At 70.6% G+C, this 24,235-nt stretch carries 26 protein-coding genes; 18 read left to right on the plus strand and 8 right to left on the minus strand.

Features of this window, described 5'->3' with window-relative positions; all coding sequences use genetic code 11:
- Positions 1–2 precede the first annotated feature (2 nt).
- On the minus strand, positions 3–791 hold the full coding sequence (locus AC6CCG_RS15325; protein ID WP_496655438.1) for an SDR family NAD(P)-dependent oxidoreductase: 789 nt from the start codon (positions 789–791) through the stop codon (positions 3–5).
- On the minus strand, positions 788–1,240 hold the full coding sequence (locus AC6CCG_RS15330; RefSeq protein WP_496655440.1) for a nuclear transport factor 2 family protein: 453 nt from the start codon (positions 1,238–1,240) through the stop codon (positions 788–790). Before AC6CCG_RS15330 ends, AC6CCG_RS15325 begins: the two co-directional genes overlap by 4 nt.
- Before the next feature lie 125 nt (positions 1,241–1,365).
- Between AC6CCG_RS15330 and pyrG the strand changes: the two genes are divergently transcribed.
- Genes pyrG through AC6CCG_RS15345 form a run of 3 tightly spaced genes read left to right on the plus strand, consistent with a single transcriptional unit; the run spans position 1,366 to position 4,372 of the window.
- Positions 1,366–3,033 (plus strand): CTP synthase, encoded by a 1,668-nt coding sequence (gene pyrG, locus AC6CCG_RS15335; protein WP_496655442.1) that lies wholly within the window; start codon positions 1,366–1,368, stop codon positions 3,031–3,033.
- A 53-nt stretch (positions 3,034–3,086) separates the two neighbouring features.
- The gene (locus tag AC6CCG_RS15340; protein ID WP_496656268.1) at positions 3,087–3,713 is read left to right on the plus strand and encodes an NUDIX domain-containing protein; all 627 of its coding nucleotides are present in this window, start codon (positions 3,087–3,089) and stop codon (positions 3,711–3,713) included.
- 32 nt (positions 3,714–3,745) lie between these two features.
- Complete coding sequence (locus AC6CCG_RS15345) at positions 3,746–4,372, plus strand: hypothetical protein (protein ID WP_496655443.1); 627 nt, start codon at positions 3,746–3,748, stop codon at positions 4,370–4,372.
- On the opposite strand, the gene AC6CCG_RS15350 is transcribed toward AC6CCG_RS15345, so the two are convergent.
- On the minus strand, positions 4,362–5,225 hold the full coding sequence (locus tag AC6CCG_RS15350; RefSeq protein ID WP_496655444.1) for a phosphotransferase: 864 nt from the start codon (positions 5,223–5,225) through the stop codon (positions 4,362–4,364). The two genes, AC6CCG_RS15345 and AC6CCG_RS15350, sit on opposite strands and share 11 nt — an antisense overlap.
- Positions 5,226–5,341: 116 nt before the next feature.
- Here AC6CCG_RS15350 and AC6CCG_RS15355 point away from each other — a divergent pair, with 116 nt between their 5' ends.
- Complete coding sequence (locus tag AC6CCG_RS15355) at positions 5,342–6,280, plus strand: CPBP family intramembrane glutamic endopeptidase (protein ID WP_496655445.1); 939 nt, start codon at positions 5,342–5,344, stop codon at positions 6,278–6,280.
- On the opposite strand, the gene AC6CCG_RS15360 is transcribed toward AC6CCG_RS15355, so the two are convergent.
- Positions 6,270–6,482: a hypothetical protein gene (locus AC6CCG_RS15360; RefSeq protein WP_496655446.1), complete on the minus strand. Its 213-nt coding sequence runs from the start codon at positions 6,480–6,482 to the stop codon at positions 6,270–6,272. The genes AC6CCG_RS15355 and AC6CCG_RS15360 overlap by 11 nt on opposite strands.
- Entirely contained in the window at positions 6,479–6,706 is a 228-nt protein-coding gene (locus AC6CCG_RS15365) for a helix-turn-helix domain-containing protein (protein WP_496655447.1), read from the minus strand. The genes AC6CCG_RS15360 and AC6CCG_RS15365 overlap by 4 nt, the downstream gene beginning before the upstream one ends.
- Positions 6,707–6,920: 214 nt before the next feature.
- Here AC6CCG_RS15365 and AC6CCG_RS15370 point away from each other — a divergent pair, with 214 nt between their 5' ends.
- Both AC6CCG_RS15370 and AC6CCG_RS15375 read left to right on the plus strand, forming a co-directional pair.
- A complete protein-coding gene (locus AC6CCG_RS15370; RefSeq protein WP_496655448.1) occupies positions 6,921–7,394 on the plus strand; it encodes a hypothetical protein in 474 nt (157 codons plus the stop codon).
- A 4-nt stretch (positions 7,395–7,398) separates the two neighbouring features.
- Entirely contained in the window at positions 7,399–7,827 is a 429-nt protein-coding gene (locus AC6CCG_RS15375) for an ImmA/IrrE family metallo-endopeptidase (RefSeq protein WP_496655449.1), read from the plus strand.
- A gap of 82 nt (positions 7,828–7,909) precedes the next feature.
- Here AC6CCG_RS15375 and AC6CCG_RS15380 read toward each other — a convergent pair whose 3' ends face one another.
- Positions 7,910–9,094, minus strand: a complete 1,185-nt coding sequence (locus tag AC6CCG_RS15380) for a trans-sulfuration enzyme family protein (RefSeq protein WP_496655450.1) — start codon at positions 9,092–9,094, stop codon at positions 7,910–7,912.
- A 138-nt stretch (positions 9,095–9,232) separates the two neighbouring features.
- Here AC6CCG_RS15380 and ald point away from each other — a divergent pair, with 138 nt between their 5' ends.
- From ald to AC6CCG_RS15425, 9 genes are all read left to right on the plus strand, one after another.
- Positions 9,233–10,348: an alanine dehydrogenase gene (ald, locus tag AC6CCG_RS15385; RefSeq protein ID WP_496655451.1), complete on the plus strand. Its 1,116-nt coding sequence runs from the start codon at positions 9,233–9,235 to the stop codon at positions 10,346–10,348.
- Between the two features lie 20 nt (positions 10,349–10,368).
- Positions 10,369–11,334, plus strand: coding sequence for a site-specific tyrosine recombinase XerD (xerD, locus tag AC6CCG_RS15390; RefSeq protein WP_496655452.1), 966 nt, complete (start codon positions 10,369–10,371; stop codon positions 11,332–11,334).
- Between the two features lie 243 nt (positions 11,335–11,577).
- Positions 11,578–12,564, plus strand: a complete 987-nt coding sequence (locus AC6CCG_RS15395; protein ID WP_496656269.1) for a ParA family protein — start codon at positions 11,578–11,580, stop codon at positions 12,562–12,564.
- Positions 12,549–13,013, plus strand: coding sequence for a hypothetical protein (locus tag AC6CCG_RS15400; protein ID WP_496655453.1), 465 nt, complete (start codon positions 12,549–12,551; stop codon positions 13,011–13,013). Before AC6CCG_RS15395 ends, AC6CCG_RS15400 begins: the two co-directional genes overlap by 16 nt.
- 13 nt (positions 13,014–13,026) lie before the next feature.
- Entirely contained in the window at positions 13,027–13,947 is a 921-nt protein-coding gene (locus AC6CCG_RS15405) for a segregation and condensation protein A (RefSeq protein WP_496655454.1), read from the plus strand.
- Positions 13,940–15,481, plus strand: a complete 1,542-nt coding sequence (gene scpB / locus AC6CCG_RS15410; protein ID WP_496655455.1) for an SMC-Scp complex subunit ScpB — start codon at positions 13,940–13,942, stop codon at positions 15,479–15,481. Before AC6CCG_RS15405 ends, scpB begins: the two co-directional genes overlap by 8 nt.
- On the plus strand, positions 15,474–16,211 hold the full coding sequence (locus AC6CCG_RS15415; protein ID WP_496655456.1) for a pseudouridine synthase: 738 nt from the start codon (positions 15,474–15,476) through the stop codon (positions 16,209–16,211). Before scpB ends, AC6CCG_RS15415 begins: the two co-directional genes overlap by 8 nt.
- A 26-nt stretch (positions 16,212–16,237) precedes the next feature.
- Entirely contained in the window at positions 16,238–17,608 is a 1,371-nt protein-coding gene (pafA, locus tag AC6CCG_RS15420; RefSeq protein WP_179748491.1) for a Pup--protein ligase, read from the plus strand.
- A 156-nt stretch (positions 17,609–17,764) separates the two neighbouring features.
- A complete protein-coding gene (locus tag AC6CCG_RS15425; RefSeq protein WP_496655457.1) occupies positions 17,765–18,778 on the plus strand; it encodes an FKBP-type peptidyl-prolyl cis-trans isomerase in 1,014 nt (337 codons plus the stop codon).
- Here the strand turns inward: AC6CCG_RS15425 and gluQRS are convergent.
- Positions 18,759–19,652 carry a tRNA glutamyl-Q(34) synthetase GluQRS gene (gluQRS, locus tag AC6CCG_RS15430; RefSeq protein ID WP_496655458.1) on the minus strand — a complete coding sequence of 298 codons (894 nt, stop codon included), beginning with the start codon at positions 19,650–19,652 and terminating at the stop codon, positions 18,759–18,761. The genes AC6CCG_RS15425 and gluQRS overlap by 20 nt on opposite strands.
- A 25-nt stretch (positions 19,653–19,677) precedes the next feature.
- On the opposite strand from gluQRS, the gene AC6CCG_RS15435 reads away from it, so the two are divergent.
- Positions 19,678–20,667, plus strand: a complete 990-nt coding sequence (locus AC6CCG_RS15435) for an aminoglycoside phosphotransferase family protein (RefSeq protein ID WP_496655459.1) — start codon at positions 19,678–19,680, stop codon at positions 20,665–20,667.
- Between the two features lie 172 nt (positions 20,668–20,839).
- On the opposite strand, the gene AC6CCG_RS15440 is transcribed toward AC6CCG_RS15435, so the two are convergent.
- A complete protein-coding gene (locus AC6CCG_RS15440) occupies positions 20,840–21,871 on the minus strand; it encodes a LacI family DNA-binding transcriptional regulator (protein ID WP_496655460.1) in 1,032 nt (343 codons plus the stop codon).
- 133 nt (positions 21,872–22,004) lie between these two features.
- Here AC6CCG_RS15440 and AC6CCG_RS15445 point away from each other — a divergent pair, with 133 nt between their 5' ends.
- Together AC6CCG_RS15445 and AC6CCG_RS15450 are read left to right on the plus strand one after the other, a co-directional pair.
- Positions 22,005–23,336, plus strand: coding sequence for an ABC transporter substrate-binding protein (locus tag AC6CCG_RS15445; RefSeq protein WP_496655461.1), 1,332 nt, complete (start codon positions 22,005–22,007; stop codon positions 23,334–23,336).
- Entirely contained in the window at positions 23,333–24,235 is a 903-nt protein-coding gene (locus AC6CCG_RS15450; protein WP_496655462.1) for a carbohydrate ABC transporter permease, read from the plus strand. Before AC6CCG_RS15445 ends, AC6CCG_RS15450 begins: the two co-directional genes overlap by 4 nt.

The raw sequence follows: 24,235 nt of genomic DNA on the forward strand, positions 1-24,235 counted from the left end.
GATCATTTCTCCTGGTTCGTTCGGGCGAAGGGCGGCATGCCGGCGAGCAGGCCGCCGTCGATCGGAAGGGTGACGCCGGTGATGAACCGGGCCTGGTCGGAGGCCAGCCAGACGACCGCGTCGGCCACCTCGGCCGGGGCGCCGATCCGGCGGACCGGCAGCCGGGCCGCGACGTGTCGCTGGGCCTGCTCGCCGGCCTGCTCCAGTTGCTCGGTGAGGATCGGGCCGGGGGCGAGGGCGTTCACCCGCAGCCCGGCGGCGGCGTAGTCGAGGGCGGCGGTACGGGTCAGCCCGATCACCCCGGCCTTGGCCGACACGTAGCCGGCCAGGCCGGCCGGCGGATGCTCGGCCGCGGTCGAGGACACGTTGATGATCACCCCGCCGCCGGAGTCGATCATGGCCGGGATCTCGTACTTCATGGCCAGGAACACACCACGCAGGCTGATCGCCAGCGCGGCGTCGAACGCGGCCACCGGAAGCTCGGCCAGCGGGGTCGGCCGATGATCACCGGCCGCCGCGTTGTTCACCGCCACGTCGAGCCGGCCGAACGCGCCGACGGTCTGCTCGACCAGCCGGAGCACCGAGGCCGGGTCGCCGACATCGGTCGGCACGGCCAGCGCCCGGCCGCCCTCGGCGGTGAGCTCGTCGGCCAAGGAGGTCAGGGCCGACTCGGTCCGGGCGGCCAGGGCCACCGCCGCGCCCGCCCGGACCAGGGCCCGGGCGGTCGCGGCCCCGATGCCCCGGCTCGCTCCTGTGACCAGGGCGACCCGGCCGGCCAGTGGCGTGCTCATCGCTGACCACCGGCGGGGGCGCCGGGGATCGGCGGGGCGCCTGGCGTGCCGGCGATGAAGCTGTGTTGGATCCCGGCCAACTGCAGGCCTTGGTCGCCGCCGGCCAGCAGGATCGTGACCCGGGTGGCGCCGGGCACCGGCACCGACGGCGCCTGCGGCGGGGCGGCCGGGTCCCGGTAGCTGCCGGTGCCGCTCTGCCGGGCCACGACGACGGTCACGTCGCCGTACTGCCGGGTCAGGAGCTCGGACAGCTCGAAGCTCTCGTACGTCAGCGCCCCGGAGGCATGTCGGTCCAGCCAGTCCTGCCGGGTCAGCTGGAAGCCGAGCGGTCCGACGGCCAGGAAGTCCTCGGCCAGATAGCGGTCCAGCGCGGCCACGTCGCCGGCGACCTCGGCCGCGCACCAGGCGTCCAGGAACTCGGCGGTCCGGGTGGTTTCGGTGGTGTTCATCGTGGTCTCCTTCAGGTGATTTCCGTGCTTCGACGGTACGAATCCGGGCACCCGCCGCGGTATCCGTGAAATCGCCAGTCGTGGCGTTCGTCGAAACCGGCCCGGGCGGGCTAGGGTGGAAGCCCGTGGGACATCGCGCACGCATCACGAAGCATCTGTTCGTCACCGGCGGTGTCGCCTCCTCATTGGGCAAGGGACTGACCGCCTCGTCACTCGGCAACCTGCTGGTGGCCCGAGGCCTGCGGGTCACCATGCAGAAGCTGGACCCCTACCTCAATGTGGATCCCGGCACCATGAACCCCTTCCAGCACGGCGAGGTCTTCGTCACCGAGGACGGCGCGGAGACCGACCTGGACATCGGGCACTACGAGCGGTTCCTCGACGTCAACCTGTCCGGCGAGGCCAACGTCACGACCGGCAAGGTCTACTCGTCGGTGATCGCCAAGGAACGCCGCGGCGACTACCTGGGCGACACCGTCCAGGTGATCCCGCACATCACCAACGAGATCAAGGAATCGATGCTCGCCATGGGCGGCGACGACGTCGATGTCGTGATCCACGAGGTGGGCGGCACCGTCGGCGACATCGAGTCGCTCCCGTTCCTCGAGGCGGCCCGGCAGGTCCGGCACGACGTGGGGCGGGACAACGTGTTCTTCCTGCACGTGTCGCTGCTGCCCTACATCGGGCCGAGCGGCGAGCTGAAGACCAAGCCGACCCAGCACTCCGTCGCCGCGCTGCGCCAGGTCGGCATTCAGCCGGACGCCATCGTCTGTCGCTGCGACCGGGAGATCCCGGACTCGGTGAAGCGGAAGATCTCGCTGATGTGCGACGTCGACGACTCGGCCGTGATCTCCAACCTCGACGTGCCGAGCATCTACGACCTGCCGGCCAATCTGCACGCCCAGGACCTCGACGGGTACGTGGTGCGGCGGCTCGGCCTGGAGCACCGCGCGGTCGACTGGACCCGCTGGAACGACCTGCTGGACCGGGTGCACAACCCGACCGAGGAGGTGACCATCGGGCTGGTCGGCAAATACATCGACCTCCCCGACGCCTACCTCTCGGTGGTCGAGGCGCTGCGGGCCGGCGGCTTCGCCAACCGGGCCAAGGTCAACGTGGTCTGGGTCCCGTCGGACGACTGCGCCACCCCGGAGGGCGCGGCCAAGGTGCTGTCCACGGTGGACGGCATCTGCGTACCCGGAGGCTTCGGAATCCGTGGTGTGGAAGGGAAAGTCGGCGCCATCCGGTACGCCCGGGAGAACCAGATCCCGATCCTGGGGCTGTGCCTCGGCCTGCAGTGCATGGTGATCGAGGTCGCTCGTGATCTTGCCGGACTGGAGGGCGCGGACTCCTCGGAGTTCAACCCCGGCACCGAGCACCCGGTGATCGCCACGATGGCCGAACAGGTCGCGATCGTGTCCGGTGAGGGCGACCTCGGCGGCTCGATGCGGCTGGGCTCGTACCCGGCCACGTTGGCCGAGGGATCCCTGGTGGCCAAGCGGTACGGCAGCACCGAGGTGGCCGAGCGGCACCGGCACCGGTACGAGGTGAACAACGCCTACCGGGACAAGCTGGAGGCGGCCGGGCTGGTGATCAGTGGCACCTCGCCGGACGGCCGGCTGGTCGAGTTCGTCGAGCTGTCCACCGACCTGCACCCGTACTTCGTCGCCACCCAGGCCCACCCGGAGCTGAAGTCGCGGCCGACCAACCCGCACCCGCTGTTCGCCGGCCTGATCGAGGCGGCGCTGGAGCGCAAGCTTTCCGCGCGGCTGCCGATGGAGTCCGCTCAGTGACCGAAACCGATCATGGTCCGCTGGCCGGTACGCCGATCCTCGATGATCTTGCCCTGCTGGACGATCCGCAGGCCTGGACCGTCGAGGCCACGGACGAGCTGGCGGCCGGGCGGAAGACGTCCTACCGCTCCGATCGGGTACGGACGCCGGACGGCGAGTTGATCAATCGGGAGTACCTGAACCATCCCGGGGCGGTCGGCGTGATCGCCCTCGATGATCATGATCGGGTGGTGCTGGTGCGGCAGTACCGGCACCCGGTGCGGCACCGGCTGATCGAGCCGCCGGCCGGCCTGCTCGACAACGGCGACGAGGACTACCTGGTCGGCGTCCAGCGGGAACTGGCCGAGGAGGTCGGGCTGGCCGCGCGGGACTGGCGGGTGCTGGTCGACCTCTTCACGTCGCCGGGCATCAGCAGCGAGTCGCTGCGGGTCTACCTGGCCCGCGGGCTGACCGAGGCGCCGCTGCCGGACGGGTTCGTCCCGCACGCCGAGGAGGCGCACATGGACGTGGTCCGGGCCGGCCTGGACGACCTGGTCCAGGCCGTGCTGGAGGGACGGCTGCACAATCCGACCCTGGTCGCCGGCGTACTGGCCGCCTGGGCGGCGCGGACCCGGGACGGCTTCGACGCCCTGCGGCCGGCCGACGCACCATGGCCGGCCCGGGAGGCGTCGCACCACTGATCAAGACCGGGGGACCGGCTAACGTTCGGGCCATGAAGCTGCGACGCGGTTCGATCCTGCTGGCCCTGACCGTGGCCCTGTTCGCGGGGGCGTGCTCGAGCAATCCACCGGCCCAGCCCGGCGACTCGGGAGCCCCCTCGGCACCGGCCTCGTCGGCCGCGCCCAGTTCGGCGGCGCCCTCGTCGGAGGCGCCCAGCTCCTCGGCACCGCCGTCGGCCTCGAGCGATCCCAGCGGCACCGCCCAGACCAGCAAGGACGGCGTGTTCAGCTGGACCATGCCGTGTGCCAAGCCGCAGACGCAGGAGATCACCGGCAACGACATGGAGGAGCTCGGGATCGAGTCGTCCTTCGTCCACTCCTGCGGCAAGCTCGGCGACGCGTCGATCACCGGCGCGCTGCTCGCGACCCTGAAGAAGGAACCGTCGGCGGCCGAGGCCAAGCAGCTCGCCGAGTACGCGATCGGCCAGCTCGCCGGTAGCAAGCCGGAGCTGACCGAGGCCGAACTCGCCGGTCATCCGGGCTGGTCCGCCGAGGTGGAGCGTAACGGCCGGAAGATCGCGCTGCAGGCCGTCTGGTCGGGCACCGGCGTCGGCCTGTTCTTCACCACGCCGCCGGACCGGCTGCCCGGGTTCCTGCAGACCGTTCAGGTCAAGGGCTGAGCGTTCGGCGGACCCGGTCGAGCAGCCACCAGCCGTGCTGCTCGTATCCGGAATCACCGTGTTCACGGGCCCAGATCACGGTGCCCATGCCCTGCAACGCGCCGCGGTACGTGAGCAGGGCGGTCTCGTCGTCGGTGAGCCGACGGCCGTAGCCGTCGAAGAAGGCGTCGGCCAGTTCGGGCCGGTCGACCCACTCGGCGAACACCATCCGCTCGATGTCGTGCAGGTAGAGATCGACCTTGGCCCGCGCGAAGTCGATCATGGCCAGCCGGCCGTCGGGGGAGACGATCCAGTTCCGCGGCTGGTTGTCGTCGTGGATCGAGCCCGCCTCCGGATCGGGGAGCTCGCCGGCCGCCTCGGCGCAGGACCGGACCAGGTCGACGTCGGCCGGCGCGAACAGCCCCGGCGCCCGGCGGAGCCATTGATCGATCCTGCGCAGCAGCCGGCCCGCCTGGTCCGGCTGCGTCCCGGCCGGCTCGATCCCGTGCAGCAGCGCGGTGAGCCGGCCGGCCTGCTGGAATGCGTCCGGTGATGCGGCCGTGCCGGCCGAGCCGGGCAACCGGTCGGTGATCATGATCCCGGCCTCGTCGTCCGCGGCGACCAGGGTCGGTGCCCGCCCGGCCCCGAGCCGTGGCGCCCAGTCGCGCAGCGCTCGGACCTCGCGGTCGTACGCACTCGCGGTCAGATGGTGCTTGACGATCAACGGCCCGGCCCTCGGATCGTCGTACGCGAGGACGACCGCTTCGCCGTTCGGCCAGGACAGGTCGGCGCGCTCGACCGAGCCCGGCCTGGTACGCCGGACGAAGTCACGGGTACGGCCTCGGGCGGCGTCCAGCTCGGTGGGCTCGGTCATCGCCGAGCATCGTACGAGGGACGGTGACAGCGTTCAGCGCCCTGGGGTGAATCCGTCACCGGGTCCGGTGACCGGTCGGACTGCGATCCCCGGGTTCGGCGGCCGAGACTCGAACCATGACTCTTGCCACGGACGTTTCCGCAGTTCCGGCCGCGGGCGCAGCCGCGCCCGTCAACTATCTGCGTTCGCTCCGCGACGGTGCCCGCTGGTGGAAGGTGCTGGTGATCATCGCGGCCGTCGTGCTGACGTACCTGCTGATCAACCTTCCGCTGTCGCTGGCCGCGTTCGCGATCGAAGCAGCGCAGCGCGGAATCGGCATGGGCGAGTTGATGAGCTCGCCGACGCCGATGACGCCGGTGATCTTCGCCTCGGCGCTGCTCTCGCTGGCCGCCCTGCTGCCGGTCAGCCTGTTGCTGCACCGGTTGCTGTTCCCGCGGCAGCCGCTCGGCACACTGTTCTCGGTCGCCGGGCGGTTCCGCTGGCGCTGGGCCGGCCGGGCGCTGCTGATCTCGTTGATCATGATCGGCGGGATCAGCGCCGCGATCCTCGCGGTCGAGCCGCGGGTGTTGCTCACCGCGGCCGGCCCGTCGCCGAATCCGCTGCCCTGGCTGATCGTCGCGCTCACGCTGATGCCGCTGCAGGCCGCCGCCGAGGAGATCACCTTCCGCGGCCTGTTCGGTCGCAGCGTGGGCGGGCTGTTCGCCCGGGCCGGTGTCGGCACCGTGATCGCCCTGGTGGTCTCCTCGGCCGCGTTCGGCTCGGCCCACCTGGCCGGTGACCCGTGGTTGATCGCGTACTACTTCCTGTTCGGCCTGCTGATGGGGATCGTCGCCTGGCGGACCGGCGGGATCGAGGCCTCGGTCGTGCTGCACGTCGTCAACAACGTGATCACCGGCGTGATCGGTTCGGTGCTGGACCGCTCGATCGAGTCCGGCATCGACCGCAGCGCCGGCGCCGGCAGCCCGTTGATCTTGATCCACCTCGGCACGCTGGTGCTGACCGCGGTCGTGATCATGGTCCTGGCGCCGGGCCGCCGGCGATCGATCAGGGCGTGAGCACGGCCCACAGCTGTTCGCAGGGGAGCGGGCGCAGATCGTCGCTGACCTCGTGGTCGACGGTGACCTCGAGGCCGGCGAAGCGCCGCCCGATCGACTCGGCGTACCGCTCGGCGGCAGTGGCCTCGGCCAGGTAGTCGTGCAGCAGGTGCTGGCCGAACCAGACCCGCACCCGCCGCTGTTCCACGGGTCGGCCGTTCATCGGCGGTCCTGGTGGCCGGCGGGCTCGAACAGGAAGCCGGGCGGGCAGCGGAGGGCCTGTTCGATGGCCAGCGCGGTCCTGGACGAGCAGGTGTCGCGGTGGCCCTGGACCAGGAAGTTGGCCGTACCCGGGAGAATGCCGGCCCGCTTCGCGAGCGCGTACCCGGTGTTGATCTTGTAGAACGTCATGTAGTCCCGCAGAGCTTGATGGGAACGGAGCTTCATCCTTGTGCCTCCGGTGGGTTCGCAGTGATCACATTCAACAAGCAAAGTCGAAGATCGTCAACGACTTTCGACGCCGATCGATGATCGACGTACGGCGAAATCGGCACATGTGCCGGTATGGCCCGGATCACCGCGGGGCGGCGCTGTAACTTGTGCCTATGCACCTCACCAGGTCGACGGCGCGCGGGCGGTTCGGCGACGGGCTGCCCCGCTCGTGAGCGCCCTGTCGGACCGGTTGGTGGAGGCCAAGGGCGAGCGCAGCATCGACGACATCGTGGCCCGGGCGGGGGAGCGGGGTCATCGGATCGACCGGTCCGCGGTGGCCCGCTACCTGAAGGGCGAGCACGGTCCGCGGCCGCGCCAGGAGACGCTGGCCGCACTCGCCGCCGGCTTCGACCTCGACGCCAGGGAGTTGCGGGCGCTGGCCGGCCGGCCGCCGGGCGAACTCGGCCCGTACGTGCCGACGTCGGAGTCCGCCTCGCTCACCGCCGAGCAGCGGGACGCGCTGGACCAGTTGATCCGGGCGATCACGCGGGGCACCGGCGAGCAGCGCGGCGCCCTCCACCGGATCGATCGCTCCGTCGACCGGGAGTTGTCAGAGGAGCCTCGTACGCTGATCGACACCGAGCGGCGGGTCGCCAGCCGGCGGCAGGTGAAGTCGGGCGACGAGGACGTGGACAAGGAGTAGGACGGTGGCGGTCGCACACCCGTGGCGGGCGCTCCGGAGCCTGCCGGGCGTGCGGGTGGAGTGGTCGAAGGACGATGCGCTGCTGCAGGGCGCCGATGCCTGGTGGTATCCGGATCAGGACGTGATCTTGATGGACGCCCGGGCGAAGCAGGTCGTCAAGCGCTGCGCGCTGGCCCACGAGCTGGCGCATCGCGAGCACCGCGACGTCCCGTGCGGCGGCCGGGCCGGGCGTCGGCAGGAGTTGGCGGCCGATCGCTGGGCGGCGCGCTGGTTGATCGGGATCGAGTCGCTTGCCGAGATCCTGCGCTGGACCTCCTGCGAGGTCGAGGCCGCGACCGAACTCTGGGTCACCCTGCACCTGCTCCGGATCCGGCTGGCCCACCTGGACCCCGCGGAGCGCCGCTACCTGGCCCGCCGCCTGCCCACCCCCTGATCCTGCCCAGCGGCGAGCCTCGTCCCGCTCCACTCGGCAGGTGTGCGACCCCGGACCGCGCGGATTCGAGGACGGGTCGGGGTCAGGGGAGGTCGAAGGCCTGGCGGAGGTCGGCGAGCAGGGCCTCCTCGCCCTCCAGGCCGATCGACAGCCGCAGGGTGCCGGGCTGGATGCCGGCGGCCAGCCGCTCCTCGTCGGTCATGTTGAAGTGCGACGAGTTGAACGGGGTGCTGACCAGGGTCTCCACGCCGCCGAGGCTGGTCGCCTCGACGCCGACCCGGAGGCCGCGCAGCACCGCCCCGGCGCGCTCGTCACCGCCGTGCAGCACCACCGTGAGCATGGCGCCGCCGGCGCCCGGCATCACCCGGCGGACCACCGCGCTGTCGGGATGATCATCGCGGCCCGGGTAGATCACGTCGCGGACCGCGGGCTCCTTGGCCAGCAGGTCGGCCAGCGCGGCAGCGGTCCGGCAGCTCTCGGCGAGCCGCACCCGGAACGTCCGCATGCCCCGCCAGAGCAGGAAAGCGGCGTGCGGATCGGCGCAGCCGCCGAACGTGATCAACCGGCGCTGAATCTCCTCGAGCAGCGCCGGATCGCGCGTGGTCGCCGCTCCCGCGACCACGTCGGAGTGACCGGCCAGGAACTTCGTCGCCGACTCCACGACGACGTCCGCGCCGAGTTCCAGCGGTCGCGTGCAGTACGGCGTCGCGAACGTGTTGTCCACCACGAAGCAGGCCCCGGCCTGGTGCGCCGCCTCGGCGACCGCGGGCAGGTCGACCAGCCGCAGTTGCGGATTGGACAGGGTCTCGCCGTAGACCAGGGCCGGCCGGTGTTCGGCGATCATGGTCCGCCAGGCATCGGTGTCGTGCGCGTCCACCCGGACCACGGTGACGCCGAGCGCCGGAAGATCGCGGCGGAGCAGGTCGTCCGTGTCGCCGTACGTCTGCCGCGAGGCCACCACCGTGTCGCCGGCCTTGACCAGACTGACCAGCGTGGTGGCGATCGCCGCCATCCCGCTGGCGAAGATCAAGGAGCGAACGCCCTCGTCGTCACCACCCGCATGCAGTCGGGCCACCTCGGCGGCCGCCGCGTCGACGGTCGGGTTGTTGAACCGGGTGTACCAGGTCTCGTGCAGGCCGCCCTCGCCCTGGATGTCGGCGTACGCGCGATCGTCCAGCTCGAACGTCGTGGTCTGGTAGATCGGCGGGATCACCGGATAGGTGCGCGAGGTGTGGGCCCGGCCGGGACGGTAGCGGTTCTGGTCCATCACGGCACCGTACGCCGGGCACAACGCTTTCCGCGAAACCCGTGTGACCGAGGTCTATGCTCGGCCCCGTACCGCCGGGTGTTCGGGCGGTGCCCCGCCGGCTGCGGCGTCGCGGGAGTTGATCTTGAGGAGGTACGGATGCGGATCGGTGTTCCGACCGAGGTGAAGAACAACGAGTACCGCGTGGCGATCACCCCGTCGGGCGTGCACGAACTGGTCGGACACGGGCACAGCGTCGCCGTGCAGTCCGGCGCCGGCACCGGCTCGTCGATCACCGACGAGGAGTACGGCGCGGCCGGTGCCGTGATCATCGACGACCCCGACCAGGTCTGGGCCGACGCCGAGATGATCTTGAAGGTCAAGGAGCCGGTGCCGAGCGAGTATCCGCGGCTGCGGCCGGACCTGATCCTGTTCACCTACCTGCATCTGGCGGCCAGCCTGGACTGCACCCGGGCCCTGCTGGACCGGCGGGTGACCGGGATCGCGTACGAGACGGTGCAGCTGCCCGACCGGTCGCTGCCGCTGCTCGCCCCGATGAGCGAGGTGGCCGGTCGGCTGGCCCCTCAGGTCGGCGCCTTCCACCTGATGCGGCCGGGCGGCGGCCGTGGCGTGCTGATGGGCGGGGTGTCCGGCGTCTACGCGGCCAAGGTCGTGGTGATCGGTGCCGGCGTGTCCGGGATGAACGCGGCCGCGATCGCCCTGGGGATGCAGGCCGAGGTGCTGTTGCTGGACAACAACATCGACAAGCTGCGCCAGGCGGACCGGATCTATCAGGGGCACCTGCAGACGGTCGCGTCGAACGCCTACGAGGTGGAGCGGGCCGTGCTGGACGCGGACCTGGTGATCGGCGCGGTGCTGGTGCCGGGCGCGAAGGCGCCGACCTTGATCAGCAACGAGCTGGTGTCCCGGATGCTGCCCGGCAGCGTGCTGGTCGACGTCGCGATCGACCAGGGCGGCTGCTTCGAGGACTCCCGGCCCACCACGCATGCCGAGCCGACCTACCGGGTGCACGATTCCGTCTTCTACTGCGTGGCCAACATGCCGGGCGCGGTGCCCAACACCTCGACCTATGCGCTGACCAACGTGACGCTGCCGTACGCGGTGGCGCTGGCCGACCGCGGCTGGCGGGACGCGGCCCGGAACGATCCGGCGCTGGCTCTGGGCCTGAACACGCACGCCGGTGAGTTGATCAACGAGCCGGTCGCGCAGGCGCACCAGCTGCCACACCGCCCGCTCGCCGAGCTGCTCGCCTGAACCGCGGAGGACCGTACCCGATGACGATGATGATCAAGGACCTGGTCACCACCTATCTTGATCATCTCCTGGTCGAGCGCGGATTGTCGGCGAACACGGTCGCGGCCTACCGGCGTGACCTTGACCGCTACGTACGGCAGCTGGCCGACACCGGGGTGGACCGGCTCGAGGCGGTGACCCCGGCCATGATCACCGAGTACGCCAGCCGGCTGGCCGAGGGAGTCCGGGACGAGGCCGATCCTGAGCGCTGGCGGCACCCGCCGCTGGCCCGGGCCAGCGTCGCCCGGGCCGTGGTCGCGGTCCGCAACCTGCACCGGTTCGCCGTCGAGGAGCGGCACACCGAGCACAACCCGGCCGCCGAGGTGCAGCCGCCGGCCCCGGCCCGGCGGCTGCCGAAGGCGCTGCCGCTGGACGCCGTACAGCGGCTGCTGGAGACGCCGGCGCCGGACACGCCGCTCGGCCTGCGCGACCGGGCCCTGCTGGAGCTCCTGTACGGCACCGGCACCCGGATCGGCGAGCTGGTCGCGCTCGACGTCGACGACGTCAGCCGGGCGCTGGACCTGCCGGCGGAGCAGACCGCGGCGATCCGGGTGCTGGGCAAGGGCGGCAAGGAACGGCTGGTGCCGCTCGGCCGCTATGCCCGGGCGGCGACGTCGGCGTACCTGACCCGGGCCCGGCCGGAGCTGGCCCGGCGCGGCCGCGGGACGCCGGCGCTGCTGGTCAACGCCCACGGCGGCCGGCTGTCCCGGCAGAGCGCCTGGACCATCCTGCGCGCGGTCGCGGAGCGGGCCGGGATCAGCACCGAGGTCTCGCCGCACACGCTGCGGCACTCGTTCGCGACGCACCTGCTGGACGGCGGGGCGGACGTCAGGGTGGTCCAGGAGTTGCTCGGTCATGCCTCCGTGACGACGACCCAGATCTACACGCTTGTTACGGTGGACCATCTTCGCGAGGTGTATCTGACCGCTCATCCCCGGGCGCGTTAGCCGGGCCTGAGCGGAGATGATCTTGCATCCGTCGGCGACGCGCGTCGTGATCGGCGCTATCGATGGCTCACCAGGGCCGGGGGCACTAAGCTGCGCGGAAGCACGCGGACGCAGGGGGCGTGCACGCCAGGCAGGATCCGATCACGGGGCGGAAGGATGAACGTGGACGAATCCACCGAGTTCGGTGGCCGCCAACGGCCGACGGTCGAGCTCTACGACCCCAGCGATTCCTCTGCCGAGGAGCTGTTCACGGTCCCGGACCAGGGCACGCAGGAGCCGGACACCCCGGTCGCCGCGCCGCCCGCCGGAGAGGACGAGCCGGTCCGCGAGTACGAGCCCGACGGCCGGCTCGACAAGCCCGTCGGCAAGGGGTCGGCCGACAAGCCCGGCTCGATCGGACCCACCGGTCGGCCGTTCCCCGAGTTGCCGCCGATCTCGGACTGGCCGCACACCCGGCCGGCGATGATCATCGCGATGTGCAACCAGAAGGGCGGCGTCGGCAAGACCACCAGCACGATCAACCTCGGCGCCGCGCTGGCCGAGGCGGGCATCAAGACGTTGCTGGTCGACTTCGATCCGCAGGGTTCGCTGTCGGTCGGGCTCGGTGTGAACCCGCACACGCTGGAACTCAGCATCTACAACCTGCTGCTCGGCCGGGACACCGAGATCGACGAGGTCATCTCGCCGACGAACGTCGAGGGGCTGGACGTCCTGCCCAGCAACATCGACCTGTCCGCCGCCGAGGTGCAGCTGGTCTCCGAGGTGGCCCGGGAGCAGACCCTGCTCAGGGTGCTGGAGAAGATCCGCGGCGACTACGACGTGATCTTGATCGACTGCGCGCCGTCGCTCGGTCTGCTCACCGTCAACGCGCTGACCGCCGCCGACAAGGTGATCATGCCGCTGGAGTGCGAGTTCTTCGCGCTGCGCGGGATCGCCCTGCTCACCGACACCATCGCCAAGGTCCAGGACCGGCTCAACCCGAAGCTGGAGATCCTCGGCATCCTCGGCACCATGTTCGACCCGCGGACGTTGCACAGCCGCGAGGTGCTGGAGCGGGTGGTCCAGGCGTTCGGTGAGACCGTCTTCCACACCGTGATCCGGCGCACCGTGAAGTTCCCGGAGACGACGGTCGCCGGCGAGCCGATCACGACGTACGCCTCGAGTTCGCCCGGCGCGGCCGCGTACCGCTCGCTGGCGCGGGAGGTGCTGGCTCGATGCCACGGCGGGTGAGCCTGCCCGGGGCGTCGGAACTGTTCCGGCCGACCCGGACGGAGGAGCCCGTACGGCCGGTCCAGCGGGAACAACCGGCCGAGACGCGGCGTCCCGACCCGGCGCCGTCGTCCCCACACGACCAGCCGGCCCAGGCCGAGCGGGACGGTGCCCGGGCGGACGAGGGGACTCGGGCCGAGTCCTCCGGCCAGGCCCGACGGGCCGCCGAGGACGGGGTCGCGGGCCGCGCGGTCCGTGGCTCCGGACGGGTCCGGCACGAGGAGAAGATCACCGTGTACGTCAGCTCGGAGGAGCTGCTGGCGCTGGAACAGGCCCGGCTCACCCTGCGGGCGAAGCACGGGATGGCGGTCGACCGCGGCCGGATCGTCCGGGAGGCGATCGCGGCGGCGCTGGCCGGACTGGAGCAGCACGGCGAGCAGTCCGACCTCATCCGGAGGCTCAGCCAGTGAGGATCACCCCAGAATGAGCTCGGCCCGGGAGGAACTGCAGGACTCGGCGTCGGACGCGGAAGGTGCGGGACGCACCTCGTTCAGCGTCCGGCTGGAGAACTTCGAGGGCCCGTTCGACCTGCTGCTGCAGTTGATCTCGAAGCACAAGCTGGACATCACCGAGGTCGCGCTGTCCAAGGTGACCGACGAGTTCATCGCCCACATCAAGGCCGCCGGCGACAGCTGGGACCTGGAGCAGACCAGCTCGTTCCTGGTCGTCGCGGCCACCCTGCTCGATCTGAAGGCTGCCCGGCTGCTGCCGTCCGGTGAGGTCGACGACCCGGAGGACCTGGCGCTGCTGGAGGCCCGGGACCTGCTCTTCGCCCGGCTGCTGCAGTACCGCGCGTTCAAGATCGTTTCCGGCTGGATCGCCGAGGTGCTGTCCGAGCAGGGCCGGCGCCATCCGCGGCAGGTCGGGATGGAGCAGCACTTCACCCAGCTGATGCCCGAGGTGACGATCGGGATCAGTCCGGACCGGTTCGCCGAGCTGGCCGCGAAGGCGATGACGCCGAAGCAGGCCGACGTCGTCTCGCTGGCCCACCTGCATGCGCCGGCGGTGAACGTCCGGGACGAGGCCGTGGTCCTGGTGGACCGGCTGCGGCGGTCCGGGGCACTGACCTTCCGCGCGCTGACCGCGGACGCGACCGACCGGGTGGTCGTGGTCTGCCGGTTCCTGGCGCTGCTGGAGTTGTTCCGGGAGGCCGCGGTGGCCTTTGAGCAGCTCACCCCGCTCGGCGAGCTGACCGTACGCTGGACCGGTTCGGCCGAGGGGGACCTGACCATCTCCGACGAGTTCGACGCGCCGCCGAAGCCTGCGGATGAGGAAGCCGGCCCGGACGCCGACGACGAGGAACCCGCTCAGCCCGACCAAGATCAGGAAGGCGATCGTGACTGATCAGACCGCCAAGACGTCGCCGGCCGAGGAGTTCGACGGTACGACCGCGCCCGCCGACCCCGGCCCGGCCGAGGAGCGTCCCGCCGAGGAGCGCCCGGCCGAGGACGTACAAACCGACGAGGCGACCCCGGACGAGGCTGCGACCGACGACGATCCGACGGCGGCCGAACCGGGGCCGGAGCAGCAGGACACGCTGATCGAGGTACCGAAGACCGACGACATCCCGGGCGCGCTGGAGGCGCTGCTGTTGCTGGCCGAGGAACCCATGAGCGAGACCGTGCTGGCCCAGGCGGTCGGTGCGCCGGTGCACGTGGTGTCCGAGGCGCTGGCGGAGCTGGTCGCGTTCTACGACGAGACCGGGCGCGGCTTCGAGCTGCGCCAGCTCGGTGGCGGCTGGCGCTACTACACGAGGGCCGAGCACGCGGACCTGATCGCCGGGCACGTCCTGGACGGGGCCCAGTCGCGGCTCTCCCAGGCTGCGCTGGAGACCCTGGCCGTGATCGCGTACCTGCAGCCGATCTCGCGGTCCCGGGTCTCGGCGATCCGCGGCGTGAACGTGGACGGCGTGATCCGTACCCTGCTGGCGCGGGGACTGATCGTCGAGGCGGGCGCCGACGCCGAGAGCGGTGCCGTGGTGTTCGCGACCACCGACTACTTCCTGGAACGGATGGGCCTCTCGTCGCTCGAGCAGCTGCCCGAGCTGGCGCCGCACCTGCCCGAGGCGAGCGAGCTGGAGGCCGAGCTGTCCCAGTTCGCGACGATCAGCCAGACCGCCGACGCGGATGGGGCCGTACCGCTGGCCGACGAGAGCCCCGAACCGGCCTCGTCCGCGTCGTCCCCGGAATCACCGGCGTCCGCCGACTCGCCGGATTCGCCGGACTCGCCCGATTCGCCGGATTCGCCCGCGTCGCCGTCCTCGCCGGACACGCCCACCGAGCCGGAGGGCACGGACGAGCCGAGCTCCACCGAGCCGGATTCGGACGAGTCGGAGTCGGACGGGTCGGAGGCGGAGGACCGAGAGGGCGCGGACCGGACCTTCGACCCGGCGGACTCCGACGGTCCGGAGGCTGAGCCGGCGGCCGACGCCGAAGCGCTCTCCGCTGATGATCAGGAGCCGGACGACGGCGGGGCCGACGCCCCGAACCACGGCGGGCCCGACGCTGACGCAGCCGAAGCAGCCGAGCCCGCGTCGGAAGCATCCGTACCGACAGAGCCCACTGGAGCCGACGCAGCCGGGGGGAGCGAGTTCGCTCCGGCTCCAGAAGCCGGGTCCGCCGAGCCTGGTCCGGGCCATGCTGCCGATCCGGTACCGGCCTCCGATTCCGGCTCCGTCCCGCTGGCCGGTTCCGATCCGGCTCCCGTCGCCGGCCCCGATGCCGTCCCGACCACCGACCCCGATCCGACGTCGGCCTCCGATGCCGATTCCCCGGCCGGCGATGCCGACTCCCCGGCTTCGGAATCCGGCCCGGCGCGCGCCGCCGATTCGCCGGTGCCGGGTGACCCCGCGACTGGGCAGGATGCGCCCGATGAATGATGAGGGCATCCGGCTGCAGAAGGTGCTCGCGGCGGCCGGGATCGCGTCCCGGCGGGCCAGTGAGAACCTGATCATGGCGGGCCGGGTCGAGGTGAACGGGGCGGTGGTGACCGAGCTCGGCACCCGCGTCGATCCGGAGACCGACCTGATCCGGGTCGACGGTGCCCGGATCCCGCCGCCGCGCCGGCACGCGTACGTTGTGATCAACAAGCCCCGCGGCGTGGTGTCGACGATGGACGACCCGGAGCAGCGGCGCACCCTGTCCGACTACCTCGAGGACCGGACGGACCGGCTGTTCCACGTCGGCCGGCTGGACACCGACACCGAGGGCCTGCTGATCCTGACCAACGACGGCGACTTCGCGCACAAGCTGGCGCACCCGTCGTTCCGGGTCCCGAAGACCTACCTGGCCGAGGTCGCCGGGGTGGTCACGCGGGAGACGCTGCACCGGCTGCGGGAGGGCGTCACCCTCGACGACGGCCCGGTCAAGCCCGATTCGATCAAGCTCGTGTCCACCGCCGAGGACCGAAGTCTGGTCCGATTGACGTTGCACGAGGGCAGAAACCGGATCGTCCGCCGTACCATGGATCATGTCGGGCACCCGGTCCGTCGGCTCAGCCGGATCGCGATCGGCCCGGTCCGGCTGGGACAGCTGAAGGTTGGTGAGCTGCGCGACCTGACCACGGCCGAGTTGGGTGAACTGCTCGATTTGATCAGCAGGGGAGACTGAATCTCCGAACCCGGTGAGGAGTGCTGATGGATCGCAGGATCTTCGGTCTGGAAACCGAGTACGGCGTGGCCTGCACCTCCGGCGGGACCAGGCGGCTGACGCCCGACGAGGTGGCCCGCTACCTGTTCCGGCGCGTCGTCACCTGGGGCCGGTCCAGCAATGTCTTTCTGCGCAACGGATCCCGGATCTACCTCGACGTCGGTTCCCATCCCGAGTACGCGACCGCCGAGTGCGACGACCTGATCCAGCTGATCGATCATGACTCCGCCGGGATGCGGATCCTGGAGGACCTGATCATCGACGCCGAGCAGCGCCTGCTCAGCGAGGGCATCTCCGGCGACATCTACCTGTTCAAGAACAACACCGACAGCCACGGCAACTCCTACGGCTGCCACGAGAACTACCTGATCTCCCGGATCGGCGACTTCTCCAAGATCACCGACGTGCTGGTGCCGTTCCTGGTCTCCCGGCAGCTGATCTGCGGCGCCGGCAAGGTGCTCTACACCGCGCGCGGCGCCGAGTACAGCGTCAGCCAGCGGGCCGAGCACATCTGGGAGAGCGTGTCCTCGGCCACCACGCGCAGCCGGCCGATCATCAACACCCGCGACGAACCGCATGCCGACCCGGAGCGCTACCGCCGGCTGCACGTGATCGTCGGCGACTCCAACATGAGTGAGACGACGACCCTGCTCAAGGTCGGCAGTACGGAACTCGTGCTGCGGTTGATCGAGGCCGGGATCGGGATGCGCGACTTCACCCTGGAGAACCCGATCCGGGCGATCCGCGACATCGCCCGGGACAAGACCGGCCGGACCAAGGTGATGTGCGCCAACGGTCGGCTCATCTCGGCCCTGGAACTGCAGAACGAGTACTTCGAGAAGGTGTCCGAGTTCGTCCGCCGGGACGGCCTGGCCACGCCGGCGATCGACCGGGTGCTGGACCTCTGGGAGCGCACCCTGCGCGCCGTCGCCGAGGACAAGCTGGCCCTGATCGACACCGAGATCGACTGGGCGATCAAGTACCAGTTGCTGGATCGTTACTCGGCCAAGCACGGCCTCGACCTGGCCGACCCGCGGATCGCCCAGTTGGACCTCGCGTACCACGACATCCGGCGGGACCGCGGCATCTTCACCCTGATGGAACGGCGCGGCACGGTCGCCCGGGTCACCACCGATCCGCGGATCTTCCGGGCCAAGTCGGTGCCGCCGCAGACCACCCGGGCCCGGCTCCGCGGCGACTTCATCGCGGCCGCCCAGCAGTCCCGCAGCGACTACACGGTCGACTGGGTGCACCTGAAGCTGAACGACCAGGCCCAGCGGACCGTACTCTGCAAGGACCCGTTCGTGGCCGTCGACGAGCGCGTCGACCGCCTGATCGCCTCGATGCGCCGCCCCTGACGGTCCCTGTCGGTTTTTCACGTTGCGTGAAAAACCGGCGCTTTACCAGAGAGGTTTCTGTGGTGAAGCGGCAAGAATCCTGGTGAAGCGGAGGCCTGCGGGTGTCGGCGGGCGGGCCGACAGGTTGCCCACATCGAATCCGGGTAGGGTTTGCGGGTGCGTCTCTCGACCAAGTCTGCGTTCGCCGCCGCTGCGGCCCTGTCCGTGTTCGCGCTGGCCGCCTGCGGAACCCCCGATCCGAGTTCGACCGCGTCCCCGTCGGGCAGCTCGAGTGCGGTGCCGAGCAGTTCGGCCAGCCCGTCGGCGAGCCCCACGCCGAAGCCCGTCGAGCCGTCAAAGGACCTGTCGGCGATCAAGGCTTCGGGCGCGTACGGCAAGGAGCCCAAGGTCGAGTTCAAGGCCCCGTGGGGGATCAACGAGACGCAGACCAAGGTGCTGGTCGAGGGCAAGGGCGCCAAGGTCGCCGCGGCCGGCCCGGTCGAGGTCAGCTACTACGGCGTCAACGGCCGCACCGGCAAGATGTTCGACGAGTCGTTCAGCAGCGGCAAGCCGATCGCGTTCGACGTCGACCAGGTGATCGCCGGCTTCAAGAAGGGCCTGGTCGGCCAGAAGCAGGGCAGCCGGGTGCTGATCGCGATGCCGGGCAAGGACGGGTACGACGCTTCCGGCGGCACCCAGGACGGCAGCATCCAGGTCGGCGACACGTTGATCTTCGTGGTCGACATCGTGAGCATCCCGCTGACCGGCCCCGAGGGCAAGGACGTCAAGCCCGCCGCGGGCCTGCCGACCGTCGCGGACAAGGACGGCAAGCCGGAGATCACGATCCCGAAGTCCGATCCGCCCAAGGAGCTCAAGTCCCAGGTCCTGATCGAGGGCAGCGGCAAGAAGATCGCCGAGACCGACCAGGTGACGATCAACTACCGCTGGGTCGCCTGGAAGGACGGGCGCCTGCTCGAGGAGACGTACGGCGACAAGCCGGCCACCACCGCCCTGTCCGGGCTGCTGCCCGGCATGGTCAAGGGCTTGACCGGCAAGACCGTCGGCAGCCGGGTGCTGCTGGTGATCCCGCCGGACCAGGGCTACCCGGACGGCAACGACAAGCCCAAGATCGAGAAGGGCGAGACGCTCGTCCTGGTGGTGGATCTGCTGTTCAGCCAGGCAGGCCAGTAACGATCCACGGCTCGCGGGGCAGCCGGGCCGGGTCGAACCGGTCCAGTAGCAGTTCCGCCGTGACCGGTTCGCCGGGTCGGGCCAGGCCGAGCGAGACGGCGATCATGGTCAGGACCCCCGCGGCCCCGAGGCCGTGCTCGGCCAGCGCGTTCAGAGTCACCGCTCCGTCCCGCTTGGCCAACCGGACGCCGTCGGCGTTCAGGGCCAGCGGTACGTGGGCGTAGACCGGCACCGGCACCCCGAGCAGGCGCGCGATCCGGGTCTGTGCCGGGGTCGCGTCGAGCAGGTCGTCGCCACGGACCACCTGGTCGACGCAGGCGTCGGCATCGTCGACCACGACCGCCAGCTGGTAGGCGGTGCCGCCGTCGTTGCGCCGCAGCACCACGTCGTCGACCTCGCCGGTGATCGTGCCGTGCAGCAGGTCGGTCGCGGTCTCGGAGCCGCCGCCGCGGAGCCGGATCGCCGGCGCCCGGTCCTTCCGCCGGTCGGCGCGTTCCGCGTCGGTGAGGTCCCGGCAGGTGCCCGGGTAGCGGCCCGGCATCCCGTGCGGCGCGGAGACCGCCTCGGCGATCTCGCGGCGGGTGCAGAAACACTCGAAGGTGTACGGCAGCAGGGCGGTCAACGCCTCCGTGTAGCGCTCCTGGCGAGCGGACTGGACGACCGGTTCGCCGTCGAAGGTGAGTCCCAACGCGGCAAGATCATGGGCCTGCTGCTCCGCGTACCCGGGCCGGACCCGGCTCCGGTCCAGATCCTCGAACCGGAGCAGGAACCGGCGCCCGGTGGACCGGGCGAACAGCCAGGCCAGCACCGCTGTGCGGAGATTACCCAGGTGCAGTTCGCCCGTCGGGCTGGGAGCATAACGACCGGCGGACACCCCGCCGACTCTAGGACGAGGACGAATGCAGGTCGAACCGCAGGTGCTGCGCGAGCTCGGTCTCGATCATGGTGCACGCCTGGAGTCGATCCGGGACCGTCCCGGCCATCGGGTCTTCCGGGTTCATGATCGGCAACGTTCGTACGTCCTCAAGGTCTGGCCACAACGTCCCCTGAGCTTGTCGAAGGGCGAGGCCCCGATGTGCCGTCCTTCGACAGGCTCAGGACACGGTGGTCCGGTCCTTCGACAGGCTCAGGACGCCGGGGCCGGGTCGGTGCCGGAGATCGCCAACTACCGGCTGCTGGCGGAGCTCGGCGTGCCGACGGTACGGGTGATCGCGGCGACCAGTTCGGCGCTGCTGCTCGAGGATCTCGATGCGGCGGGGGACCGGCGGCTCGCCCGCGAGGACGATCTTGCCGATCCGGCGGTGATCACCGCCCTGGCCCACTGGTACCGCACCCTGCACGATGCCGGGCCGGGCAACGCCGACGTGCCCTGGGAGTACGAGCACTTGACCCCGGACGCCCTGCACCGGACCGGCCGACGGCTCGGTCTTGATCATGAACCGGCCTGGATCCGGGCCACCGACAAGCTGGACGGGTTGCTGGCCGCCTCGCGCCGGCTCCCGCAAACCCTGGTCCACAACGACTTCCACGTGACCAACCTGGCCATCGGGCCGGGCGAGGCGATCATGATCGACTTCGAGCTGCTGCGCACCGGCACCCGGGCCGGCGACCTGAGGAACGTGATCAGCCAGTTGGAGCCGTCCGTCGGCGAGACGTTCCTGGCAACCTACGGTCCGGTCTCGGCCGAGGAGCACGCGATGGACGCACCGCTCGCCGTACTCGGAGCGCTCACGCGGTTCTCCGGGGACGCCAACCGACTCCCGCGCTGGGCCCGACTCCTGGTCGCCGAAGTACGAGACGGCACCCTTGCTGGCAAACTCGCCGCCGTAGCGGATCTCCGCCGAACCGCTCGGCTTGGGCGTGTCGCGAATTCTCTTCGCACGAACTGATAAAGCGCTTCAGCGGCCGGGAGTGCTCGACGTCAAGAGCATCCGCGACAAGGGGGCGCATCAACCGGCTCCTTGGTGGGCGTTGGTGGCCGAGGCGAGGCCGGCCCGCCCGTCCCGCCGACTCGGCACAAGAGCGGCGACACGCCGCCGGAACGCCCGCTCTTGTGCCCGGTCAGCGGGGTGGGGGCGTCGGGGCGGGGCCGGAGCTGGCGCGGACGCGGAGGGTCATCGGGAGCCGTACGCCCTGCTGAAGTTCCCGCAGCCGGGCCGGGGTCGGGTCCAGCAGATGATCAAGGATCTGGGCCGCCATCGCGGCCAGCGGCGAGGCCAGCGTGGTCACGGCCGGGACGAAGCGGGCTGCCTCGGGGATGTCGTCGAAGCCGACCACGCTGAGCTGATCGGGCACCCGCAGCCCCGCGCCGAGGGCAGCGCCGATCAGCCGGGTGGCCAGGTCGTCGTGCGAGGCGACGATCCCGGTCGGCGGTTCCGGCCGGTCGAGCAGGCGGCGCAGGGCTGCCGCGGCGCCTTCGCCGGAGGAGTCGCACCGCTCGACCGGGCCGGGGGAGAGCCCGGCCTCCGCGAGGCCCTCCTGGAAACCGATCTCTCGCTCCACGCCGGCCAGCGCGCTGATCGAACTGGCGAACGCCAGCCGCCGGTGCCCGAGCCCGATCAGGTGCCCGGTCGCGGTCCGGGCTGCGGCCCGGTGATCGGCGGTGATCCACGGGGTGTCGGGCTGCGGCTGGTGGGCCGGGTCGATCAGCACGTACGGCAGCGCGTTCTGCTCCAGCCAGGACGCCTCGCGATCGTCGAGATCGATCACCGCGAGGACGACGCCGCGGGACTGCCGGCGTGAGATCAGGGCCAGCCAGTTCGCGCCGGCGTCGCGGTTGGTCAGCACGATCGACACCGCCCGTCGCGCGGCCGCTTCGTCCAGGGCCCGGAACAGGGCGGCCAGGTAGGCCGACTTGAAGTTGGGTACGACCAGGTCCACCAGTTGTGGCGTGCGGCGGTCGACGAGCTTGATCTCGTACCCGGCGGCCTCGAGCAGCGGCTGGACCAGGCGCCGGGTCTCCGGCGACACGTTGGACCGGGCGTTCAGCACCCGCGACACGGTGGACACGGACACCCCGGCCCGGCGGGCGATCGTCTCCAGCTTGGCGGACGGCTGCGCCCTTGCGGCCGTGGTCCGGCGCTGCTTCGTCATCGGACCTCCACCCGGCAAGGGTACGGGTTTCGCCGTGGAATTTGCATGACCTTGACCCGGCTTCGGTGAGCTTTGTAGAAAGCGGTTACCGAGGCGAGGTCGCCCGGGGTGGTGACGAGAGAGGAACGGGTCGATGACGACTGAACTGACGGGCGCAGTGTCCCGCCGGGCACTGCTCCGGCTGTCCGCCGGCGCCGGTGCGACCGTGGCCCTGGCCGCGACCGGCTGCAACCGCTTCGGCGGCGGTGCGGGCCCGGCCGCCTCTGCGGGGGAGATCAACTTCGTCTGGTGGGGCGACGCGGCCCGGGCCAAGTCGACGCAGGCGCTGCTCGACCTCTACACGAAGGCGAACCCGGGGACGACGCTGCGCACGGAGTACCAGGACAGCGGGCCGTACGCGGACAAGCTGGCCACCCGGTTCGCCGCCGGCGACGTGCCGGACCTGTTCGCGCAGCGACGCGACTCGCTGCGGGAGTACGCCGACCGCGGTGCGCTGCTCGACCTGCGCGAGCACCTGGACGTGCTCAAGCTCGACGGCGTCCCGGAGACGATCCAGCAGATCGGCGTGGTCGGCGAGGCGATGTACGGCATCCCGGCCGGCCTGAACGCCGTCGGCTTCGTGATCAACACGACGCTGGCCGAGAAGTTCGGCGTCACCGTTCCGGACGGCGACAGCTGGTCCTGGGACGACTACTTCGCGATGGCCGCCGCGATCACCAAGGCGTCCGGCAAGAAGGTGTACGGCGGCGATCTCGACTTCGGCACGCTGCAGAACGTCGTCGTCTTCGTCCGGCAGACCGGCGAGGAGCTCTACAACCCGGACGACACGCTCGGTGTCTCGACCAAGACGATGACCGACTGGTTCAACTTCTCGGTGGAGCAGCGCAAGACCGGTGCGCTGCCGCCGGCGGGCTTCGTCGAGGCGCTCGGCGGCGGCGCCGAGCAGTCGTACCTGGCCAAGGGCACCATCGCCTCCCAGGTCATCCCGACCAACAACATGAAGGCGTACAACCAGGCCGCGGGCGGCAAGCTGCAGCTGAACCGGATGCCGGGCGAGGTGCAGGGCAAGCGGCGCGGGATGTCGATCGACACCGCCATGTACTGGTCGATCGGTACGAAATCGAAGAACATCGACGGCGGCCTGAAGCTGCTCGACTTCATCACCAACAGCGTGGAGGGCAACCAGGCGGTCGGGCCGACCCGCGGCGTGCCGGCCAGTTCGGCCGTCGCGGAGGCGATCGCGGACTCGCTGGACCCGGACGACAAGACATCGGTCGACTACATCACCGGCCTGAGCAAGGAACAGCTGCCCGAGTCCCGGCCGGATCCGATCGGCGGCTCCGAGATCGCGGACCTGATCGCGAACCTGGCCACCGAGGTGATGTTCGAGCGGGTCACCCCGGCCGATGCGGCGAAGCAGTTCACCGACGGTGCGGCGAAGATCCTCAAGGCCAACAACTCATGACGGCCGTCCCGTTGATCAGCCGGCGGCGGCGCCGGCGTTGGGACTGGTCCGGCTACGTGTTCCTGCTGCCGTGGTTCGCCGGGATGCTGTTCACGATCATCCCGTTCGGGGCATCGCTGTATCTGTCCTTCACCGACTACAACCTGCTCAGTGCGCCGCGCTGGGTCGGCCTGGACAATTTCGTCGGCATGATCAACGACGAGCGGCTCCGGTCGTCGCTGGTGGTCACGTTCGTCTACACGTTCGTCAGCGTGCCGCTGTCGCTGGTGGCGGCACTGGTGGTCGCTCTGCTGCTGAACAAGGGGATCCGAGGCCTGCCGATCTACCGGGCGGTGTTCTACCTGCCGTCGCTGCTCGGCGGCAGCGTGGCGATCGTCATGCTGTGGCGGCAGGTGTTCGGCACCAACGGGATCGTCAACGCCTTCCTCGGGCTGTTCGGCATCCAGGGCCCGAGCTGGGTGTCCGACCCGCAGACCGCGCTGTCGGTGCTGATCATGCTGAACATCTGGACCTTCGGCGCCCCGATGGTGATCTTCCTGGCCGGGCTGCGCCAGGTGCCGCTGATGTACTACGAGGCGGCCGCCGTCGACGGCGCCTCCCGCTGGCACCAGTTCCGGTCGATCACGCTGCCGCTGATCAGCCCGATCATCTTCTTCAACCTGGTGCTGTCCATGATCGGTTCGCTGCAGACCTTCACCCAGGGGTACGTGATGAGCAACGGCTCCGGCGGACCGGCGAACTCGACCCTGTTCTACAACCTCTACCTCTACATCCGCGGCTTCAACCAGTTCGACATGGGCTACGCCTCCGCGATGGCGTGGCTGTTGTTGATCATCGTCGCGGTCTTCACCGGCATCAACTTCCTGGCCCAGCGGTTCTGGGTCTTCTACGAGAGCTGA

This window comes from Microlunatus sp. YIM B11417 (assembly GCF_059617205.1).

What these genes read in the sequence shown, in the direction of transcription:
- AC6CCG_RS15360 (WP_496655446.1), bottom strand. Translation starts at nt 6,482, where the DNA reads ATGAACGGCCGACCCGTGGAACAGCGGCGGGTGCGGGTCTGGTTCGGC.
- AC6CCG_RS15445 (WP_496655461.1), top strand. Translation starts at nt 22,005, where the DNA reads ATGACGACTGAACTGACGGGCGCAGTGTCCCGCCGGGCACTGCTCCGG.
- AC6CCG_RS15415 (WP_496655456.1), top strand. Translation starts at nt 15,474, where the DNA reads ATGAATGATGAGGGCATCCGGCTGCAGAAGGTGCTCGCGGCGGCCGGG.
- AC6CCG_RS15330 (WP_496655440.1), bottom strand. Translation starts at nt 1,240, where the DNA reads ATGAACACCACCGAAACCACCCGGACCGCCGAGTTCCTGGACGCCTGG.
- AC6CCG_RS15440 (WP_496655460.1), bottom strand. Translation starts at nt 21,871, where the DNA reads ATGACGAAGCAGCGCCGGACCACGGCCGCAAGGGCGCAGCCGTCCGCC.
- xerD (WP_496655452.1), top strand. Translation starts at nt 10,369, where the DNA reads ATGACGATGATGATCAAGGACCTGGTCACCACCTATCTTGATCATCTC.
- AC6CCG_RS15355 (WP_496655445.1), top strand. Translation starts at nt 5,342, where the DNA reads ATGACTCTTGCCACGGACGTTTCCGCAGTTCCGGCCGCGGGCGCAGCC.
- AC6CCG_RS15345 (WP_496655443.1), top strand. Translation starts at nt 3,746, where the DNA reads ATGAAGCTGCGACGCGGTTCGATCCTGCTGGCCCTGACCGTGGCCCTG.
- AC6CCG_RS15400 (WP_496655453.1), top strand. Translation starts at nt 12,549, where the DNA reads ATGCCACGGCGGGTGAGCCTGCCCGGGGCGTCGGAACTGTTCCGGCCG.
- AC6CCG_RS15450 (WP_496655462.1), top strand. Translation starts at nt 23,333, where the DNA reads ATGACGGCCGTCCCGTTGATCAGCCGGCGGCGGCGCCGGCGTTGGGAC.
- AC6CCG_RS15405 (WP_496655454.1), top strand. Translation starts at nt 13,027, where the DNA reads ATGAGCTCGGCCCGGGAGGAACTGCAGGACTCGGCGTCGGACGCGGAA.
- AC6CCG_RS15365 (WP_496655447.1), bottom strand. Translation starts at nt 6,706, where the DNA reads ATGAAGCTCCGTTCCCATCAAGCTCTGCGGGACTACATGACGTTCTAC.
- AC6CCG_RS15325 (WP_496655438.1), bottom strand. Translation starts at nt 791, where the DNA reads ATGAGCACGCCACTGGCCGGCCGGGTCGCCCTGGTCACAGGAGCGAGC.
- AC6CCG_RS15350 (WP_496655444.1), bottom strand. Translation starts at nt 5,225, where the DNA reads ATGACCGAGCCCACCGAGCTGGACGCCGCCCGAGGCCGTACCCGTGAC.
- AC6CCG_RS15380 (WP_496655450.1), bottom strand. Translation starts at nt 9,094, where the DNA reads ATGGACCAGAACCGCTACCGTCCCGGCCGGGCCCACACCTCGCGCACC.
- pafA (WP_179748491.1), top strand. Translation starts at nt 16,238, where the DNA reads ATGGATCGCAGGATCTTCGGTCTGGAAACCGAGTACGGCGTGGCCTGC.
- AC6CCG_RS15435 (WP_496655459.1), top strand. Translation starts at nt 19,678, where the DNA reads ATGCAGGTCGAACCGCAGGTGCTGCGCGAGCTCGGTCTCGATCATGGT.
- ald (WP_496655451.1), top strand. Translation starts at nt 9,233, where the DNA reads ATGCGGATCGGTGTTCCGACCGAGGTGAAGAACAACGAGTACCGCGTG.